Source organism: Neoaquamicrobium microcysteis, assembly GCF_008180155.1.
Classification (GTDB): domain Bacteria; phylum Pseudomonadota; class Alphaproteobacteria; order Rhizobiales; family Rhizobiaceae; genus Aerobium; species Aerobium microcysteis.
In genome coordinates, this window is sequence record NZ_VSZS01000065.1 from 242,626 (window position 1) to 262,238 (window position 19,613).

A 19,613-nucleotide genomic window follows, 5' to 3' on the forward strand; every position below is an offset into this window, starting at 1 on the left:
CATTTTCGTTATTCGTATCTTTATATGTTACGAAAATATCGAGCATCAAGAGACACGTAACAAAATATGTTTCATGATCCGTATGGATTGTATTTAAGGACACGGAAGGGAAACCGTCATGCCCAGCGACAGCCGCCTTTCCCGCGTGCTGCATCTTCTGATCCATTTGGACCGGCACGCGGGTGCCGCCACGTCCGAATTGCTCGCCGGCATGCTGTCGACCAACCCGGTGGTGGTGCGCAGGATGATGGCCGGCCTTCGCGAAGCGGGCCTCGTCGTCTCAGAAAGAGGACATGGCGGTGGCTGGATGCTGGCGCGCAGCCTCGCCGAAATCACGCTGCTGGACGTTCACCAGGCGCTGGGCGCGCCGTCGCCGTTCGCGATCGGCATCGCGCGCGACGATCCACGATGCCTAGTGGAACAGGCGGTCAATACGCGTCTCAGCGATACGCTGCGCGAGGCCGAAGCGCTGTTGCTCGAGCGGTTCGGCGCGATCAGTCTCGGCGATCTGGCTGCCGATTTCGACTGCCGCATGGCGCAGCACCGATCCCATCTTTTGTAAGTTCAGGCGACGCCGGCGGCCTCTGCGCGCATCAGAAGCCGCTCCGCCCGCTTGAGGTGAGGGCGGTCGTACATCTTGCCTTCGATGCCAACCACGCCCACATTGCCGGCGGCCGCGAATGCCTCCACCACAGCGCGTGCATGGGCGACCGCCTCGGCGGATGGCGTGAACACCTCGTTGATGATTGGGACCTGGGATGGGTGGATCGCCATCCGGCCGACGAACCCGTCGCGTGCACCCTCCAGGCAATCTCGTCGAAAGGCGTCTTCGTCGCGGAAGTTCGGGAACACCGTATCGATTGCGAGTACCTCGGCTGCGTAGGCCGCAAGGATCGTCGCAGCACGCGCGTGACGGAAAACATCGGTATAGCGGCCCGCCTCGTCGCGGGTCTCCGACGCGCCGATTTCGGCCGACAGGTCTTCCGCGCCCCATGTCAGGCCGGCCAGCCGTGCGTCCGCCTGGCGGTAGGTCGCCGCGTTGAGCACGCCCAGCGGCGTCTCTGTGATGATTGGGATGATATTTGTCGAGCCGTCGACAAGCCCGTTCTCGGCTTCCTCCACGCGCAGCCTCACTGCTAGCCGCCCAACATCGTCGGCGCTGTTGGATTTCGGCAGCATGATGCCCGCCGGTCCGGCTTTCATGACGGCAGCAAGGTCGTCGTCGGTCAGGCCCGTCGAAAGGTCGTTCACACGCACATAGATAAGCGGCCCGCCAGTAGCCGAACCGATGAAGCCGGCGGCGATTTCGCGCGCTGCCTGCTTGTTGTCCGGAGCGACCGAGTCTTCCAGGTCGACAAGCAGTACATCGGCGCCTGACGCCAGGCCCTTGGCCAGTTTCTTCTCGGAATCGCCAGGAACGAAAAGCAGCGAACGCATCAGGCAGGCCTTTTCTGAACCATCGTCTGGCGCACGCACCGCGCCACGAGGTCGCCGCGCTGGTTGTAGGCGCGGTGCTCCATCTCCACTATGCCGCGATCGGGCTTTGACCTGGATTCGCGCACCGACTTTATCTCCGTCTCAACGCGGATCGTGTCGCCATGGAAGACCGGGTGGGGGAACGAGGTGTCGCTCATGCCGAGATTGGCAACGATGGTGCCCAGCGTCGTATCGTGCACGGAAATGCCGATCATCAGGCCGAGCGTGAACAGCGAATTGACCAGCGGCTTGCCCCACTCGCTCTTCGCCGCATAGTCGAAGTCGATATGCAGCGGCTGCGGGTTCATCGTCATGACGGAGAACAGGACGTTGTCGCTCTCTGTTATCGAACGCGTCAACTGATGGCGGATAAGCTGACCGACCTCGAATTCTTCCAGATACAGACCGGCCACGCACGCCTCCTCGGTAACCCTATGGTTGCCGCCCGGTTAAAGGTCATGGTGAACCGTTCGTAAACCATTTTTGTTTAGCTTCCACCGCTAGTTGGGTGGGGTAGGGCATTCGATGGTCATCAAGCATTTTCTGAGGTGGATCGGCAATGCGCGCGTTTCGGAGCGCGCAGCAGCCGCCAGTGCGCTCGCCCACGCCTTTCTCGACCACCAGCTCCCCTTTGAGGATCGTTGCGAGGCGGAAGCAGCCCTGACGCTGCTGCTCGACGACCCGTCGCCCAAGGTCCGCGCGGCGTTGGCCGAGGCGGTTTCCATGAGCTGTCACGCGCCGGCGCAGATCGTCGCCGCGCTGGCCGCTGATCAGGAAGAGGTTGCCGCCGTCGTGCTGGTTCGTTCGCCGCTGCTTACCGATGCTGACCTGATCGACCGCGTCGCCTCGTCCGACGGGTCGATACAGGCGCTGGTGGCGTCACGCCCCTATGTCTCGATGAGCCTGTCTGCCGCCATTGCCGAGGTGGGTGAGCCGGTTGCTTGTCTTGCCCTGCTGGGCAACGGCGGTGCCGACATCGCTTCGCTGTCCTTCCGCCGCATGGCCGAGCGTTTTGGTCACGAAGCCAGCCTGCGCGAAGCGATGTTAAGCGATCCGCGCCTGCCCGGCGACTGTCGTCACACGTTGCTGGTCAAGCTGGGCGAAGCGCTCAAATCCTCGCCGCTGGTCGTGGCGCTGATGGGTGCGGCCCGTGCCGAGCGCGTGACGCGAGAAGCCTGCCAGCGTGCGTCGCTGACGCTTATCGACAATACCAGCCGCACCGAGCACGCCGCGCTTATCGAGCATCTGCGCCTGCGTGGCGACCTGACCGCCGCCTTCCTCATCCGCGCCATCGCGCATGGCAAGGTCGATTTCCTGGGATCAGTCCTGATGGCGCTCTCAGGCCAGTCGGAAAGCCGCGTGCGCGCGATCCTGTCGTCCGGTCGCGATGTGGCGGTGATTGCGCTGTTCCGGGCGGCAGGCCTAGGCGAGGTGCTTCATCGCGTGTTTCTCTGCGCTTTGCAGGTCTGGCGCGCCGTCGCGCTCGGCAAGCGCGTTGCCGGTGCGCAGGAAGTCAGCTGGCTGATGCTCAAGGAAATCGGCGCGGCACCCGGCCAGTCCGGCTACTCGGAGCGCGACCGGGAGATCGCGACGCTGGTGAAGACCATCCATCTCGAAACCCTGCGCGAGAACGCCCGCCACCACGCGCTCGCGATAGCGGCGGCATAATCGTTTGGACTGTGAGGGGCAGCGTCCGCTTGCTGAATCGGCCGCCGTCGCGGCCTGTCAGATGTCCAGTTCTTCCACGAACTCGGCCCGTTCCTGAATGAAGCGGAAGCGTGCTTCCGGCTTGGTGCCCATAAGTGCGTCGACGGACGCCTTCGTCGCAGTCTCGTCGTCTAGCACATCGACCCGCAAGAGCGTACGCTTGCCTCGGTCCATGGTGGTTTCCTTGAGTTGGGCGGCCATCATCTCGCCGAGGCCCTTGAAACGGCCGATCTCGACCTTTCCGCGCCCGGTGAACTCGGTCTTCAGCAGTTCATCCTTGTGCGCGTCGTCGCGCGCATACATCGTCTTGCCGCCCTGACTCAGGCGGTAAAGCGGCGGGACCGCCATATAGAGGTGGCCGTTTCGGATGAGATGCGGCATCTCCTGATAGAAGAAGGTTATCAGCAGCGAAGCGATATGCGCGCCGTCCACGTCCGCGTCGGTCATGATGATCACCCGGTCGTATCGCAAATCCTCGTCGCGGTATTTCGAGCGCGTGCCGCAGCCCAGGGCCTGGATGATGTCGGCGATCTGCTGGTTGGCCGAAAGCTTGTCGTGGCCGGCGCTGGCGACGTTGAGGATCTTGCCGCGCAGCGGAAGCACCGCCTGGCTGGCGCGGTCGCGCGCCTGCTTCGCCGAGCCGCCGGCCGAGTCGCCCTCCACGATGAAGAGTTCCGCACCCTGCGCAGCACTCTGCGTGCAATCGGCCAGCTTGCCCGGGAGGCGAAGCTTGCGCACCGCGCTCTTGCGGCTGACTTCCTTTTCCTGCCGACGGCGCACCCGCTCGTCTGCGCGCGCAATCACCCAGTCGAGAAGCTTGCCCGCTTCCTGCGGGTTGTCGGCCAGCCAGTGGTCGAATGCGTCGCGGATCGCCGTTTCGACGATGCGCTGCGCCTCAACCGTCGCCAGCCTGTCCTTCGTCTGGCCGACGAATTCCGGCTCCCGGATGAAGACCGAGAGCATGCCTGCCGCCGAGATCATCACGTCCTCTCCAGTGACAATCGATGCGCGCTTGTTGCCGACGAGATCGGCATAGGCCTTCAGTCCGCGTGTCAGCACGTTGCGGAAGCCCATCTCGTGGGTTCCGCCTTCGCCGGTGGGGATCGTGTTGCAGTAGGAGTTGATGAAGCCGTCGCCGCCGAACCACGTGACCGCCCATTCCAGCGAACCGTGGCCGCCCTGCTTTTCGCTCTTTCCGGCGAAGATTTCGCGGGTGACCTGAAATTCCGAGCCCAGAGAAGCCGACAGATAGTCTTTCAAACCGCCGGGGAAGTGGAACACCGCCTTCGCCGGCGTCTCGTCCTTCTCGCCGATCAGCGAAGGATCGCACGACCAGCGTATCTCGACGCCGCCGAACAGATAGGCCTTCGACCGCGCCATGCGCCACAGCCGAGCCGGCTCGAACTTCGCGTTCTTGCCGAAGATTTCGGCGTCGGGGTGAAAGCGAACCCGAGTACCCCTGCGGTTGTGCACCTCGCCGAGATTTTCCAGCCCACCCTGCGGAATGCCGCGTGAAAAGCGCTGGCGATAGAGCTTGCGGCCGCGCGCCACCTCCACTTCCAGCACGTCCGACAGCGCGTTGACCACCGAAACGCCCACGCCGTGCAGGCCACCGGAGGTTTCATAAACCTTGGAATCGAACTTTCCGCCGGCATGCAGGGTCGTCATGATGACTTCCAGCGCCGACTTGTCCCTGAACTTGGGATGCGGGTCCACCGGAATGCCGCGTCCGTTGTCGGTGACGGTCAGAAAGCCGTCGGCGTCGAGTTCCACGTCGATGAAGGTCGCATGTCCGGCCACGGCCTCGTCCATCGAGTTGTCGATGACTTCGGCAAACAGGTGGTGCAACGCCTTCTCGTCGGTGCCCCCGATATACATGCCCGGCCGGCGGCGAACCGGCTCCAGCCCTTCCAGCACCTCGATGTCGGCCGCGCTGTAGCCTTCGCTGCCGTCTTTCGGCTGCTGTCTGGCTGCGGCTTTGGCTGCCTGCACCAGCGGATCGGCCGGGCGCGACGGCGTTGCAGGTTGAGTAGGCGTGCTGCCGAGGGTGGCGAAGAGATCGTTAGCGTCGTCCATGAAGGCCTGTCGTTCGGTTGCCGCGAATCACCGTCGATATTGCCATGCCTGCGCGGTCAAGGCGACGGGAGTTCCTGTTCCGTTCGGTCCGCGGGCATATCTGAGCCAAATGGCGACAATTTTACGGATGGCACTTACTGCTGACTAACCAGCCTGCCGAATATGTGCCCGCCGAGCGCCCCCAAAAAGCAGATTTGTTTAGGTTTGCCCCCCAGCCTCGCCCTCTAACACAAAACAGCCGCATGTGCAGGGGGCCGGGGCTTGAAACGCAGGATCATCGCCATGATTGGCATCGCCGCCGTTTTCGGGGCGGTGTCCATCGTCGCAGCCGATTTCTGGCTGCGCAGCCAGTCTGCGGCCCGCGCCGACACGACGCTGGTGGCGGCAGCACCCGCGGTTCCTCAGGTCGAGTTCGGCCGCATCGTAGTAGCGGCGGCCCCGCTGCGCTATGGCATGACGCTCGAACCCGGCCAGCTGGCCGAAATTCCATGGCCGCGCGACACGCTTCCCCACGGTGCGTTTGCTTCGATCGATGCGCTGATGGCGGATGGTGCGCGCGTAGTGCTGTCGCCGATAGAGCCGAACGAGCCGGTGCTTCTGGCGAAGCTGTCCGGCGCCGATGGCCGCGCGTCACTCGCGAACCTGCTGACGCCCGGCATGCGCGCCGTAACCATCCGCACAGACGAGATTGCCGGTGTCGGAGGCTTCATCACGCCTGGCGACCGGGTAGACGTGGTGCTTACGCGTGATGCCGGCGCCATCCATGAGGTGCAGGGCAACGCACGCGGGGCGGCGGGTTCCACCATCACCAGCGAGATCGTGGTTGCGAACGCCCGTGTCCTGACGGTCGGCCAGGGTGCCGACGAGCGGCGGATCGACCCGCTGGTCGCCAGCTCGGTCACCATCGAGGTCACCGGCGAGGGCGCGCAGAAAGTAGCGCTTGCGCGCAACGTCGGCACGCTGTCGCTGTCTCTTCGTTCGGCAGGGGAAGCGGGCATGTCGCCCGATGGGGTGACGACCATATCCGACTTCGGCGGTTCCTTCGGCACGGGCATCGCCGGGGCGATGGGCTCGCTGATTAAGGCGACGGCCAAGGAACCGGAAGGACCCAAGCTCAAGACGGTCATCATCACGCGCGGTGTGGATGGAACGCAGAGCTATCAGGTCAATTCGCAGCAGCCGTGAACGGGGCGTTCGGGGACTACAGGGGAGCATTGGGGATGAGGGTCAATGATTACACCGCCGGGCAGGGCGCTATGCCGCGCTGGCTGCGGCTTGCCCTGATTTTCGTGGCTACCTTCGCGTTTGCATTCGGTGCAGTGCAGCTGGCGCGAGCGAATGGCGATGCGATCCAGATTGCCTCGGGCGCGCACTCGGTGGTCAAGATCGCCAGAGGAAAGCCGCGCACCATCCGCACCGCAAGCCCGTTTTACGAGATCGTCGTCGGCGATCCGAACGTCGCCAACGTCTCGCCGCTCACCGACCGCACTTTCTACGTTCTGGGCAATGCGCTCGGCACGACAGGGCTGGCGCTCTTCGACGAGAACAGGCAGCTCGTCGGTACGGTCGATATCGAGGTGACGCTGGATACTCAGCGCCTGGCCAGCACCATCCGCGAGGCGGTGCCCGGCAGCGACATCAAGGTCAATTCCGCTAATGGCCGCCTGCTGCTTTCCGGTTCTGCGGAAGATGCCGTGGCGGCCGAGCGGGCGCAGAACATCGCCGCGCGCTTTGCGGGCGAAGAAGAGATCATCAACTCGGTCGACATCTCGTCCTCCCAGCAGGTGCAGCTCAATGTGCGCTTCGTCGAGATCAACCGTCAGGTCGGCCATGAGCTCAGCGCCAGCATCGGCGTCAGCTATGTGGGGCCCGGCGGTGAGATCTCGTTCAACTCGAGCCCGCGGGCCGGCTCTTCCACAGGGGTCAGCGACATCATCGGCCGCTATGCATCGGGCGGTTTTTCCATAGACGCGGCCATTCGCGCGCTCGAGGATCGCGGCGTGGCGCGTCGCCTCGCCGAACCCAACCTGATCGCACGATCGGGCGAGCAGGCGAGCTTCCTCGCAGGTGGCGAGTTTCCCATTCCCGTCGCTTCCGACGGCGACAAGATCACCGTCGAGTACAAGCAATATGGGGTGAGCCTCAATTTCCGGCCGGTCGTGCTGCAGGAAGGGCTCATCAGCCTCGACATCGAGCCGGAAGTCTCGTCCGTGGACGCTTCTGCCTCATACCGCATCGGCGACATCGCCATTCCCGGCTTCGTCGTGCGGCGGGCGAAGACGTCGGTCGATCTCAAGAGCGGCCAGAGCTTCATGATCGCGGGCCTGCTGCAAAGCCAGAACGACCAGATCACCCAGCGGATGCCGGGCATTTCCCGGCTGCCTGTGATCGGTGCGCTGTTCTCGTCCAAGGCCTACCAGCGCCGTGAAACCGACCTCGTCATCATCATCACGCCGCATCTGGTCAAGCCGATGGATCCGACCAAGAACCCGCGTACCCCTTTCGACGGCGCGGTAGCGGCGAGCAACACCGATTTTTTCCTCGGAAATGTCGAGGAACTGCGGCCCAACGGCCAGGCGGTTGGCGCGCTTCACGCCTATGCCGGGGGCGCGCCTTCGCCGGCCCCCGCCTTCGGCCACTTTCTGGATCTGGAGTAGGACGATGCGGGTCATAACTTTTTCGATCTGGGCTGCGATTGCCTGCCTCTGCCTGGCCGGATGCGCCACGGAAGACGTGTTGCGCTACGACGGCGTGACCACGTCCGCCGGTGACGCCATAGCCGCCAACACGGCGATGCAGATGGTTGACCCCTGGCCTTACGGCGTGGAGGACACGCGCCTGAGAACGCCCGCCGTTCGCAGCGGGGAGCCGGCCGAATGAGCGCCGTTTCCAAACGCATCGTGCTCGTTTCTGCCGATGCCGCATTCGTTCAGGAGATGCGCGCGGCCTTCGCCACGTCGCAAGCGATCGATCTGGTGACGGTCGAGGCGGCCATTACCGAACTGCGCGGCGAGTTGCAGGAGGCCGACTGCGGCGCGGTGATCGTGGACATGGACGCGTCCAGGCTCGACCAGATCGAAGCGCTGCAGCGTGTCATGCGCCGTCTCGACGGCCGTGCGCCGGTGGTTGTCGTCACGCAGGAGTTCAACGCCGCCGCCGTGCGCATCCTCGTACAGCTTCAGGTCGCCGATTTCCTGGTCAAGCCAATCGCCGTCGCCGATCTGGTCCGGTCATGCATCCGTGCACTTCAGGGGCCGGGCAGGGCGGAGAATGCGGATTCGCAGATATACGCCTTCATGCCAGCTGCCGGCGGCGTGGGGACCACGACGCTGGCGCTGCAGACGGCATGGCAACTCCACCACTCGCTGTCGCGACCTGCATCCACCTGCATCGTCGACCTCAACTTCCAGCAGGGCGCGTGCGCCGAATACCTCGATTTGGAACCGCTGTTCGACATCGCCGAGATCGAGAGCCAGCCCGAGCGTCTCGATCGCCAGCTTCTGGACGTGATGCTTTCCAAGCACGAAAGCGGCCTCTGCCTGCTTGCAGCACCCACGCAGCCCGCCGAGATGCGCAGCTTCAACACCGATGTCGTGCTGCGCATGCTCGATCTCGTGTCGGCCTATTTCGACAATGTCGTCATCGACCTGCCGCGCACCTGGTTTCCGTGGACGCAGACGGTGCTGCTCGGCTCCAACAAGCTCTATATCGTGGCCGAGATGACGGTACCCTGCCTGCGCCACACCCAGCGTCTCATCAAGGCGATCCATGAGACGGTCGGCAAGGAAGTGGAGCCTCAGGTGATCGTGAATCGCTTCGAGCAGCGGGCCTTCGAAAACGGCGTTCGCCAGGCCGATGTCGAGGAGGTTCTGGGCAACCACTTCGCCGGCGGCGTAGCCAACAACTACAAGCTCGTGCGGCAGGCGGTCGATCGTGGCGTTCCGCTACAGATGATCGACGCACAGGCTAACGTCATTCAGGACCTGAAGCGCATCATCCTTCCGGAAGAGGCGGCAGCGCGCAAGAAGAAGCCGCTGTTCAACCTGCCGTTCATGCGCAAGGCTGGATAAAGGGATAGTCATGTCGGTCAGCCGTTTCTCGACATTGCAGGCTCGCGTGGCACAGGCGCCCAAACCCGCGCGCTCGTCAGAGCGCGAGGTGGTGGTCTCCATCCCCAATTCGCGGCGGCCGGAGCCCGAGCAGAGGCAGGAGCAGACCAAGACCTCCAACCGCGTGCTGGAGGCGCGCATCCGCATCCACCGGATGCTGATCGAGGAGATCAACCTCGTTGCGCTGGAGCGATTGCCCAAGGACGAGATGCGACGGCAGGTATCGGACTTCGTGACCGAGAAGACCCGCGAAGAGCGGCTTGCGATCAACGTTGCGGAGCTTGACGCGCTGGTAGACGACATCGTCGATGAGATGGTGGGGCTGGGTCCGCTGGAGCCGTTGCTCAAGGACCCTTCCATCAACGACATTCTCATCAACGGGCACCAGAACTGCTTCGTGGAGCGCCAGGGCAAGCTCCAGCAGATCCACGTCCCGTTCAAGGACGAGGCGCACCTGCTGCGCATCATCAACAAGATCGTCGCAGCCGTCGGCCGCCGCGTTGACGAGAGCCAGCCAATGGTCGATGCGCGCATGCTCGACGGTTCGCGTTTCAACGCCGCCATCCGGCCCGTCGGCGTTGATGGCCCGCTAGTGTCGATCCGCAAGTTTTCCAAGAACAAGATGGGCCTGCACAAGCTCGTCGAGTTCGGCGCGATCACCCAACCGATGGCAGAGGTGCTGGCCGCCGCCGTCTATGCGCGCAAGACCACGATCATCTCGGGCGGCACAGGCACCGGCAAGACAACCATGCTCAACGCGCTTTCGGCCTTCATCCCGGAGGACGAACGCCTCATCACCATCGAGGACGCGGCCGAGCTTCAGCTTCAGCAGCCTCACGTCGCGCGCATGGAGACGCGTCCCGCAAACATCGAGGGGCACGGCGAGATACGCCAGCGCGACCTCGTCAAGAACGCACTGCGCATGCGGCCGGACCGCGTCATTCTGGGCGAGTGCCGCGGCGAGGAAGCCTTCGACATGCTCCAGGCCATGAACACTGGCCATGAAGGCTCGATGGCGACGATCCACGCCAATACGCCGCGCGACGCCATATCTCGTCTGGAGCAGATGCTGGGCATGACCGGCATGCCGATGACTGTCGCCTCCATCCGCTCGCAGATCGCGTCGGCCCTCGACATCATCGTCCAGCTCACCCGCCTTGCCGATGGCAAGCGCAAGGTCACGAGCGTCGCCGAAGTCACCGGCATGGAAGGCGACGTTATTCAGATGCAGGAAATCTTTCGGTTCATGCGTACCGGAACGGAAGCCGACGGCAAGATTGTCGGCCATTTCGAGGCAACCGGCATCCGCCCGCGGTTCCTCGAGGATCTGAAGGCGATGGGCATCGAGTTCCCCGGCAAGTATTTCGAGCCGGGCCGCCCGCAGGAATGAGGCGAGCATGAGCGCGCTTACCCTCATATACGTCGGCGCGGCAATCTTCGGCATCCTGATCGCGGAGGCCGTCTACCTCGTTTTCGCCGGCCGCAGCGACAGGCGCGAAGCCGTCAACCGCCGCATGAAACTGCAGGAGCGGAAGCTGAGCCAGGAACAGGTTCTGGTGCAGTTGCGCAAGGAGCGCGGCGTCGAGGGCCAGTCGCTGTTCTCGCTAAACGCCTTGCGCAAGCTCCGCACCCAGTCCGGCGTGGTAACGCCGATGCCCAGGTTTCTGACCATTACGTCGGGTGCCGCGCTGGCAATGGTGCTGGCGCTCAACTGGCTAGGCGTCCCGCTAAAGTTCGGTCTCGTCGTCCTGCTGCCGCTGTGCATCGCGATCCCCATCCTGACGCTGCGTTTCCTGCGTAACCGGAGGCACAAGATTTTCGGCATCCAGCTGCCCGAGGCGCTGGAGCTCATAACGCGGTCGCTGAAGGCCGGTCATCCGGTGCCTGTCGCGATCGGCATGGTCGCACGAGAGATGCCCGACCCGATCGGCACGGAGTTCGGCCTTGTTGCCGACGAGGTGACTTATGGCTCCGATCTAGTCTCGGCGCTGCACTCCATGTTCCAGCGCGTGGGCCATGAGGATTTGCCGCTCTTCGTTACCGCCGTCTCGATCCAGTCTACCTCCGGCGGTAATCTCCGCGAAATCCTCGACGGGCTTTCGACCGTCATCCGCGAGCGCGGCAAGCTCAAGCGCAAGGTGCGCTCCATCTCCACGGAGGGCCGCATGTCGGCCTACATCCTAACCGCAGTGCCGGTACTGCTGGGCGCTGGCATCATGGTGCTGATGCCGAGCTTCTATCGCGATGTCTGGCACGAGCCGATGACGTGGTACATGCTCGCCGGCTCGGTGTTCTGGCTGGTCTTGGGCAACGTCATGATGTTCAAGATGGCGAATTTCAGGTTCTGACCATGGGCGGGATCGCTGAACTCATAGGCCTTTCCGGCCCCATCCCGATGCTCCTTCCGGCGGCCGCGCTCCTGCTGGTCGCCGGAGGTGTCGCCGCGTTCTGGCCGATTCTGGCTGGTGCGAGCGATCGCGGCGAGGTCCGCCGCAGGCTCCGCGCCGGCATGGACGTCGCTGCCGAGCGGCCGAAAAAGGAGCGCGGCAAGCGTGCGGTGCGCGAGAAGGCGGCAAAATCCGCGCACGACTTCTACGCCAAGGCCGATCCCGAGAACGTCGCGCGCCTTCGCATGCGGCTCATTCAGGCCGGCTATATGGACCCCGGTGCCGTCGGCATGTTCTTCCTCATCCGTTTTGCTTCGCTGGCGGGCGCGGGCATCGCGGCCTTCATTCTCGCCCAGGGCAGCGGCGCGGAGGACACCGAAGCGAACCGCTGGATATTTGTAGGCGTGGCGGCCATCATGGGCTACTTCGCGCCGTCCTTCGTGCTGTCGCGCAAGGTCAAGGCCAAGATGGTCGAGTACCGCAACGGCTTCCCCGACTTCATGGATTTGATGATCGTCTGCTCGGATGCCGGCATGAGCATGGAATCCGGTATCGAGCGCGTGTCGAAGGAACTGGCCGCCACCTATCCGTCTCTCAGCCAGAACCTCCAACTCGTGTCCATCGAGCTGCGCGCCGGCCGCAGCCTGGACGGCGCGCTGAAGTCGCTTGCAGACCGGCTCAGCCTCGACGAGGTGCGCTCCTTCGCGACGCTCCTCCAGCAGTCCAAAGAGCTCGGCACCAGCCTTTCTGGGGCGCTGCGCGTCTTCTCGGACGAGATGCGCCACAAGCGTATGTCGCTGGCCGAAGAAAAAGCCCACGCCCTGCCTGCCAAGATGTCGGTTCCCGTCACCGTCTGCATCCTGCCGGTGGTGCTGATGGTGGCCATCATTCCCATCGTGGTGAAGCTCTCGGCGATGGATTGACATGCTTAATGCATGATGACCGCGAGGCTGCCTGATTGCAGGCATTTTCGCACCGAAGCTTAAAGCCCTAAAGCTAATGTAAGCGTGAAGCCTGCGGGGGCGGGCAAGGGGCAGGGCCATGCTTCACGATAGACCCAAGCTGATCGTCGCGCTCGTCGCCATGCTTGCAATTGCGGGCTGCCAGACGGCCTCGATCGACGCGACCGAAACCACCTCGATCGCCGGCGCCGGCCGAGCGATGCCGGGTGCTGCCGATCTCGTATCGGCCAAGACGCATTTCCGGCAAGCCAATTACGGGCTTGCGGAGCAGCACTTCCGCAAGACGGTCGAGGTCGACGCCGGAAACGCCGAGGGCTGGATGGGGCTCGCCGCCTCTTACGACCAGCTCGGCCGCTTCGACTTCGCCGATCGGGCCTATGCGCAGGCGCTCAAGCTTGCCGGCCGCAAGCCGCGGATCGTCAACAACATGGGCTATTCGCATCTGCTTCGCGGCGAGCGCGACAAGGCTCGCGCGCTGTTTCTCGAGGCACGAGCCGGCATGACGGACACCAGCGTCATCGACGCCAATCTCAAGCTGCTTGAGCGCAGCTGAGAACGCGCGCCCGGCGCGTTAACAAATGGTGAAGACGTTTGCGGGACGATATGCTGTAAATGCCGGTTGACGGGGGAGGCCGGGCGCTCGAGGATGCGCTGATGCCCGATGTAAATTCGTTGCTGATTGCGACGGCCATCTCCGGTCTCTGCCTGAGTTTCACAGTTCTTCTGTTCTGGCAGGTGAACAGGGGCAGCGGCTTCCTTGTAACGTGGGCGGTTGCCGTCGTCGCGCTCGTTGGCCACGTCGCCGCATTCTGGTTTTATGCGCAGACCCTTTCCCCCGTTCTCGGCACCGTCGCCTGTGCACTGCTGCCGGTAGGCGCGATAGGGCTCTACGCGGCCTCGCGACAGTTTCTCGACAATCTCAGCCCGGTGCCGACAATCCTATGGCTCGCGGTGCCCTATCTCGTGTTGGTACCGCCGGTCTTTGCGCTCGGCTATGACGGCGTTGCGCTCGTCATCCAGAATTTTCTGACGGCAGTCATGTTCGTGCTCACGGCATGGACCTATTTCGGTCGGCGTAGCGAAGCGCTGTTTTCGCTCGGCGCGCTTGCCGGCCTGTACTTTCTGGTCGGCCTTTCGTTCGCGCTATGCGGGACCGTACTGCTGGTCGAAGGGCAGTGGCGCATCGGCAGCCCACCGAGCAACTGGGCAGAAGACATCAACGTCGTGATATCGGTACTTGGCATGACGGGTATCGGCGCGCTGACGCTGCTCCTCGACCAGTCGCGGCTGGCCGGCACTTTCCAGCGCGCCGCGATGATCGATACGATGACGGGCCTGCTGAACCGGCGCGCGCTGCAAGCCGCTCACTCAGGGCCTTTCGGGCCGCGCAAGGCCGTCGTGCTTTTCGATCTCGACCATTTCAAGCAGGTCAACGACCTTTACGGCCATGCCACCGGGGACGAGGTTCTGCGCGGGTTCGCCCAGGCTTTTCAGGCCAACGCCCGCAACATCGACTATGCCGTCCGGCTTGGGGGTGAAGAGTTCGTCATGGTAACGGACGGCGTATCGCCGGAACAGGCGCGCAAGATCGCCGAGCGTGTCGCCGCAGCCTTCGCGGAGATCACTTTCGTGTCGGCGCGCGGCGAAACCTTCCAGTGCACCGTCAGCGCCGGCATCGCCTTCGGCGACGACGCGCTGCCCAACCTTGAAGACGTTATGGCGCGCGCGGACCGCGCGCTCTACGTGGCGAAGCGTGACGGCCGCAACCGCATCGAGACGGGCGAGTGGCGCCTCGTCGGCTAAGCCGGCGAGGCGCGTTTCTCAGCTTGCCAATGCTTCCACAGGCGGGCAGGCGCAGACGAGGTTGCGATCGCCGCCCACATTGTCGATGCGCGACACCGGCGGCCAGTATTTCGCCGTGAAGTCCGCGTCGCCGAAGGGAAATGCCGCAACCGAGCGCGGATAGGCATGCTTCCATTCGTCGGCCATTGCCTCGTTGGCCGTGTGAGGTGCGTTGACCAGCGGGTTGTCGTCCTTCGGCCACTCGCCCTTCGCCACACGTTCGGCTTCCAGCGCGATCCCCATCATTGCCTCGCAGAAGCGATCCAGCTCTTTCTTCGGCTCGCTTTCGGTTGGTTCCACCATCAGCGTTCCAGCCACCGGCCACGACATGGTCGGTGCGTGGAAGCCGTAGTCGATCAACCGCTTGGCAATGTCTTCCACGGTCACGCCCGCGCTGTCCTTCAGCACTCGCGTATCGAGGATGCACTCATGCGCCACTCGCCCGTTGCGGCCGGCATAAAGCACCGGATAGTGCGCCTTGAGCTTTTCCGCGACGTAGTTGGCCGACAGGATCGCCGTCTCCGTCGCGCGCTTGAGGCCCGACGCTCCCATCATGCGGATATACATCCACGTGATCGGCAGGATCGACGCCGAACCGAACGGGGCGGCTGCGACGGCGTGTGCTGAACCCAGATCGACATGGCCGGGCACGAAGGGAGCCAGATGTGCCTTGACGCCGATGGGGCCGACACCTGGGCCCCCTCCGCCGTGCGGAATGCAGAAGGTCTTGTGCAGGTTCATGTGGCAGACGTCCGCGCCAAGATCGCCCGGTCTCGCCAGCCCCACCAGCGCATTGAGGTTCGCGCCGTCGAGATAGACCTGTCCTCCGTGCTCATGCACCACGGCGCAAATGTCACGCACACCCTCCTCGAACACGCCGTGCGTGGAAGGGTAGGTAATCATCAGCGCCGCGAGCCTGTCAGCATACTGCGTCGCCCTGGCCTTGAGGTCGTCCACGTCAATGTCGCCATCATCCGTGCACTTCACCACCACCACATCCATGCCGGCCATCGCCGCGCTTGCCGGGTTGGTGCCGTGGGCGGAGGAGGGGATCAGGCACACCGTGCGATCTGCGTCGCCACGCTCCAGATGATAGCGGCGGATCGCCAGCAGGCCTGCATACTCGCCCTGGCTGCCTGCGTTTGGCTGCAACGATACGGCGTCGAAGCCGGTGATCTCTGCCAGCCACGCCTCCAGCTCGTCGGTCATCGCCCTGTAGCCCGCCGAATGTGCGGCCGGCGCAAAGGGATGCAGATTGCCGACCGTCGGCCAGCTCACCGGCATCATCTCCGCAGCCGCATTCAGCTTCATGGTGCAGGAGCCGAGCGGGATCATCGCACGGTCGAGCGCGAGGTCCTTGTCCGCCAGCCTGCGAAGCAACCGCATCATCTCCGTCTCGGACCGATGCTCGTGGAACATTGGCTGGGTCAGGAAGCCTGCGGCCCGTGCCTTGCCGGGCAGATTGGATTTCGCCTCAGCCGGCGCACTCGTGCCCAACAGCCCGGCGATCGTTTCCAGATCGGCCTCGGTAGACGTTTCGTCGAAGGTCACGCCGACGCGGTCGCCGTCGATGACGCGCAGCAATAGACCAGCTTCGTCCGCCTTCTTCGCGATTGCTTCGGCCTTGCCGGGCACGCTCACCGTCACCGTGTCGAACAGTGCCGCTTCGATACCGAGCGCCGATGCCAGCCGTGCGGCCAGCCCGTTGACCCTGCTCGCTATCGCCTGCAGCCCTTCCGGGCCGTGCCAGATCGCGTAGGCTGTTGCCATGTTGGCAAGCAGCGCCTGCGCGGTGCAGATGTTGGAAGTCGCCTTGTCGCGTCGGATGTGCTGCTCGCGGGTCTGGAGCGCGAGCCGGTAGCCCGGCCGCCCATGTGCGTCGGTGGACTGACCGACGAGGCGGCCCGGCATCAGGCGCGTGAGTGCGTCCGAAACCGCGCAATACGCGGCATGCGGGCCGCCATAGCCCATCGGGACGCCGTAGCGCTGCATCGAGCCCACCGCGATGTCGGCGCCCAGCGAGGCCGGCGCGTCGGTCAGCGTCAGCGCCAGCGGGTCGGCCACGAAGATGACGATTGCGCCTGCATCCCTGGCCTTGGCGATGGTGTCCTTGTGGTTGCCATATATCCCGTAGGTGTCCGGCCACGGCACGATCACGGCTGCCGTCTCCGCACCGATCTCGTCCGCGCCGATAACGATGCCCAGCGGCTCGGCGCGCGTGCGAACGACATCGAGCGTCTGGCCGTGCAGATCGCCCGCGAGCACCACGTCGTTGCGCTTCGAGCGGTGGTGCCGCCATGCGATGCCGACGGCTTCGGCGACCGCCGTCGCTTCGTCCAGCAGCGAGGCCGAGGCGACGGGCAGCCCCGTCAGCTCGCTCACCAGCGTCTGGAAATTGAACAGCATCTCCAGTCGGCCCTGGCTGATCTCTGACTGGTAGGGTGTGTAAGCCGTATACCAGGCAGGGTTCTCGAACAGGTTGCGCTGGATGACGGGCGGCACGTGCACACCATGATAGCCCGCCCCGATGAAGCTTTTCAGCACGACGTTGCGATTCATCTTCTCGCCCAGCTCGGCCAGCGCCTGCGCTTCGCTTGCGGCGGGGGGCAGGTCGAGCGCGCGATCCAGCCGGATCGACTTCGGTACCGCCTGACTGATGAGCGTCTCTACTGACGGAACGCCCAGCGTCGCGAGCATGGCCCGCACGTCCGCGGGGCCGGGGCCGATATGGCGATCGGCGAAAATGGCTTGTTTGTCGGTCATGTCGTGTCCTTACCCGATCATCGCCTTGTAGCCTGCCTCGTCCATCAGCCCTTCCAGCTGGCTTTCGTCGGCAAGCTTCATCTTCCACAGCCAGCCCGTGCCGTCCGGCGACGAGTTGACCAGTGCAGGGTCTGACGAAAGCGCGTCGTTGACCTCAGTGATTTCGCCATCCGCGGGTGCGTAGACGTCCGATGCGGCCTTGACCGATTCGACCACCACGGCCGCGTCGCCCTTGGCCACGGTCCTGCCGACCTCCGGCAGTTCCACGAAGACGAGATCGCCGAGCTGCTCCTGCGCGTAGTCCGTGATGCCGACGGTGGCGACGCCGCCCTCAACGCGCAGCCATTCGTGATCTTCGGTGAAATAGGTGGTTGCCATGAGGGTTATCCTTTGCGGTAGCGATGCTGCGTGAAGGGAAGGGGGTGAACGTCGAGGGGCACGCGGTTGCCGCGAACCTCGGCGAAAATCTTGCTGCCTGAAGTGGAAAGCGCGACCGGCACGTAGCCCATCGCCACGGGGAATCCCGCCGAGGGCCCGAACCCGCCCGAGGTCACCTGTCCCGCCTCGTTGCCGTTCGCGTCGAAGAGTTTTGCGCCCGCGCGCACCGGCTGCCGGCCTTCGGGCTTGAGGCCCACGCGCTTGCGCTGCGGCCCTGTTGCAATGGCGCTTCGCAGAGCATCCGCGCCGATAAAGCCGCCCGTCTCGCGAAGGCTCTTCGGTATGGCCCACATCAGGCCGGCATCTACCGGGTTGATGTCTGGCGTGATGTCCTGTCCGTGCAGGCACAGTCCGGCCTCGAGCCGCAGGCTGTCGCGGGCGGCGAGGCCGATCCACTCGACCGCCTCGTCGGCCAGCAGGGCTTCGGCGAAGGCTTTTGCCTCGCCCCACGGCATCGCCACCTCAAAGCCGTCTTCGCCCGTATAGCCCGACCGGCTGGCGAACCAGTCGTCGCGCGGCTCCACGCCGTGCATGAAGGTCAGGGCAGAAAGGTCCAGACCGGCCTTTGTCATCACCGCTTCGGCGGCAGGGCCTTGCAGGGCGAGGAACACGCGGTCCAGCGGCTCGACCGTACAGTCGAAGCCAGCCGCAACCGCCTTCAGGTGCTTCTCGTCTGTTGCGGCGTTGCCGGCATTGGCAACGACCATGAAGCGCTCTTCGCCAAGGCGCGTCACGATCAGGTCGTCGATGATGCCCGCGTCGTCGTTGAGAAAGAAGGTGTATTTCGACTGGTTGGCCACGAGCGCCGCCGCATCGAGGGGGCAGGCGCGCGACAGGGCGTCTCCCGCGCCGCTACCGGTCACTAGGAACAGCTTCATGTGCGAGATGTCGAACAGCCCGGCCTTTTCGCGCGTGTGGAGGTGTTCCTTCAGCACGCCCAGAGGGTAGGTGATGGGCATCGACCAGCCGGCAAAGCCGCCGAAGCGTGCGCCGGCGGCTTCGTGCAGGTCTTTCAGCGGCAATTGAAAAAGTTCGCCCGTATCGGTCATCCATCCTCCAGAACAGCACCAGCCGGCCGCGTGATTGCGGCAAGCTCGCGCCCCTCTGTCGGAAGCCTGAGAGACTCGGCCACCCGGAACTCTGTCGGGGAGCCTTACACCTTCGGCGCGGGGACGTTCCCCGACTTTCCAGAGTGTCTTGACCGGTCTACGGTTCTTTTGCCTGAGAGATTTCGGGCGATTTCCCCTTCGGCGGCAGCTGTCGCTGCTCTCTCCCGCAGACCGGCGGGACATTCGCGCCCCGGGACGAGTCGGTTCTAGCCCATGCGGATGACGCTGTCACCTGCGCACATCGTTAAAGCCGATCGCTCGATAGGCTTTGTCAATTGGCGGCCATGCGGCCGATATCGCGCTCGATCTGCATGATGATATCGGCGGTTTCCTGGTGCAGGCGCTTGAGGCGGTCGAGCTGGAGGGCGACGCTCTCGTTCAGCTCCACCTCGTCTTCCTCGCTCGGCGCGGTGCCGATGCCGTGCAGCAGCCACGAGAGGCTGACGTTGAGCACTCCTGCCAGCATGGACAGCCGGTTGGCGCGCGGCTGGGAGCGGTCGCTCTCCCAGGCCTGTATGGTGGATGACTGCACGCCGATGCGGCGGGCAAGCTGCGCGGCGGAAAGGCCCACTGCGTCTCTGGCGCGCGAAAGCCTGCCTCCGAGCGTGTCTGTGTCGGGAATTTCGGAATAGATCGTCACGGTGTCGGGCACCCGTCCCACCTCCTGATTGTCTCGGAAAAGCCCGCGCGAACGGCGGGCGGCGATGCCTCAAGGATAGGCATATGCCGCGCGGGCGCAACCTT

Annotated in this window: 18 protein-coding genes and 1 riboswitch; of the genes, 11 read left to right on the forward strand and 7 right to left on the reverse strand. The window is 64.2% G+C overall.

The features are described 5' to 3' along the window. Nucleotides 1-118: 118 nt before the first annotated feature. Nucleotides 119-562 carry an Rrf2 family transcriptional regulator gene (locus FY036_RS16530; RefSeq protein WP_148915837.1) on the forward strand — a complete coding sequence of 148 codons (444 nt, stop codon included), beginning with the start codon at nt 119-121 and terminating at the stop codon, nt 560-562. Between the two features lie 2 nt (nt 563-564). On the opposite strand, the gene FY036_RS16535 is transcribed toward FY036_RS16530, so the two are convergent. Both FY036_RS16535 and FY036_RS16540 read right to left on the reverse strand, forming a co-directional pair. Continuing rightward, a complete protein-coding gene (locus FY036_RS16535; RefSeq protein ID WP_148915838.1) occupies nt 565-1,437 on the reverse strand; it encodes an HpcH/HpaI aldolase/citrate lyase family protein in 873 nt (290 codons plus the stop codon). After that, nucleotides 1,437-1,889 (reverse strand): MaoC family dehydratase, encoded by a 453-nt coding sequence (locus FY036_RS16540; RefSeq protein WP_148915839.1) that lies wholly within the window; start codon nt 1,887-1,889, stop codon nt 1,437-1,439. The genes FY036_RS16535 and FY036_RS16540 overlap by 1 nt, the downstream gene beginning before the upstream one ends. A 112-nt stretch (nt 1,890-2,001) precedes the next feature. Between FY036_RS16540 and FY036_RS16545 the strand changes: the two genes are divergently transcribed. Next, a complete protein-coding gene (locus FY036_RS16545) occupies nt 2,002-3,144 on the forward strand; it encodes a DUF2336 domain-containing protein (RefSeq protein ID WP_148915840.1) in 1,143 nt (380 codons plus the stop codon). Nucleotides 3,145-3,201: 57 nt separating this feature from the next. Here FY036_RS16545 and parE read toward each other — a convergent pair whose 3' ends face one another. After that, the gene (parE, locus tag FY036_RS16550; RefSeq protein ID WP_148915841.1) at nt 3,202-5,259 is read right to left on the reverse strand and encodes a DNA topoisomerase IV subunit B; all 2,058 of its coding nucleotides are present in this window, start codon (nt 5,257-5,259) and stop codon (nt 3,202-3,204) included. A gap of 261 nt (nt 5,260-5,520) precedes the next feature. On the opposite strand from parE, the gene cpaB reads away from it, so the two are divergent. From cpaB to FY036_RS16595, 9 genes are all read left to right on the forward strand, one after another. Then, nucleotides 5,521-6,444, forward strand: a complete 924-nt coding sequence (gene cpaB / locus FY036_RS16555; protein WP_235897694.1) for a Flp pilus assembly protein CpaB — start codon at nt 5,521-5,523, stop codon at nt 6,442-6,444. Between the two features lie 71 nt (nt 6,445-6,515). Continuing rightward, nucleotides 6,516-7,916, forward strand: coding sequence for a type II and III secretion system protein family protein (locus tag FY036_RS16560; protein ID WP_148915967.1), 1,401 nt, complete (start codon nt 6,516-6,518; stop codon nt 7,914-7,916). A 4-nt stretch (nt 7,917-7,920) separates the two neighbouring features. Then, nucleotides 7,921-8,139, forward strand: coding sequence for a hypothetical protein (locus FY036_RS16565; RefSeq protein ID WP_148915842.1), 219 nt, complete (start codon nt 7,921-7,923; stop codon nt 8,137-8,139). Then, nucleotides 8,136-9,329 carry an AAA family ATPase gene (locus FY036_RS16570; protein WP_148915843.1) on the forward strand — a complete coding sequence of 398 codons (1,194 nt, stop codon included), beginning with the start codon at nt 8,136-8,138 and terminating at the stop codon, nt 9,327-9,329. Before FY036_RS16565 ends, FY036_RS16570 begins: the two co-directional genes overlap by 4 nt. A 10-nt stretch (nt 9,330-9,339) precedes the next feature. Then, complete coding sequence (locus tag FY036_RS16575; protein ID WP_148915844.1) at nt 9,340-10,758, forward strand: CpaF family protein; 1,419 nt, start codon at nt 9,340-9,342, stop codon at nt 10,756-10,758. A 7-nt stretch (nt 10,759-10,765) separates the two neighbouring features. Next, nucleotides 10,766-11,716 (forward strand): type II secretion system F family protein, encoded by a 951-nt coding sequence (locus FY036_RS16580; RefSeq protein ID WP_148915845.1) that lies wholly within the window; start codon nt 10,766-10,768, stop codon nt 11,714-11,716. Nucleotides 11,717-11,718: 2 nt separating this feature from the next. Next, entirely contained in the window at nt 11,719-12,678 is a 960-nt protein-coding gene (locus FY036_RS16585; protein WP_235897696.1) for a type II secretion system F family protein, read from the forward strand. A gap of 118 nt (nt 12,679-12,796) precedes the next feature. After that, nucleotides 12,797-13,270 (forward strand): hypothetical protein, encoded by a 474-nt coding sequence (locus FY036_RS16590; RefSeq protein ID WP_148915846.1) that lies wholly within the window; start codon nt 12,797-12,799, stop codon nt 13,268-13,270. 101 nt (nt 13,271-13,371) lie between these two features. Further along, the gene (locus FY036_RS16595; protein ID WP_161601154.1) at nt 13,372-14,520 is read left to right on the forward strand and encodes a GGDEF domain-containing protein; all 1,149 of its coding nucleotides are present in this window, start codon (nt 13,372-13,374) and stop codon (nt 14,518-14,520) included. A gap of 18 nt (nt 14,521-14,538) precedes the next feature. Here FY036_RS16595 and gcvP read toward each other — a convergent pair whose 3' ends face one another. The 4 genes from gcvP to FY036_RS16615 form a co-directional block, all read right to left on the reverse strand. Next, on the reverse strand, nt 14,539-17,322 hold the full coding sequence (gene gcvP / locus FY036_RS16600) for an aminomethyl-transferring glycine dehydrogenase (RefSeq protein ID WP_148915848.1): 2,784 nt from the start codon (nt 17,320-17,322) through the stop codon (nt 14,539-14,541). 9 nt (nt 17,323-17,331) lie between these two features. Beyond that, complete coding sequence (gene gcvH, locus FY036_RS16605; protein ID WP_148915849.1) at nt 17,332-17,700, reverse strand: glycine cleavage system protein GcvH; 369 nt, start codon at nt 17,698-17,700, stop codon at nt 17,332-17,334. A 5-nt stretch (nt 17,701-17,705) separates the two neighbouring features. Then, entirely contained in the window at nt 17,706-18,809 is a 1,104-nt protein-coding gene (gcvT, locus tag FY036_RS16610) for a glycine cleavage system aminomethyltransferase GcvT (protein WP_148915850.1), read from the reverse strand. A 150-nt stretch (nt 18,810-18,959) separates the two neighbouring features. After that, nucleotides 18,960-19,046, reverse strand: a riboswitch (glycine riboswitch). A gap of 94 nt (nt 19,047-19,140) precedes the next feature. Beyond that, nucleotides 19,141-19,521, reverse strand: coding sequence for a helix-turn-helix domain-containing protein (locus tag FY036_RS16615; protein WP_148915851.1), 381 nt, complete (start codon nt 19,519-19,521; stop codon nt 19,141-19,143). Nucleotides 19,522-19,613 lie beyond the last annotated feature (92 nt).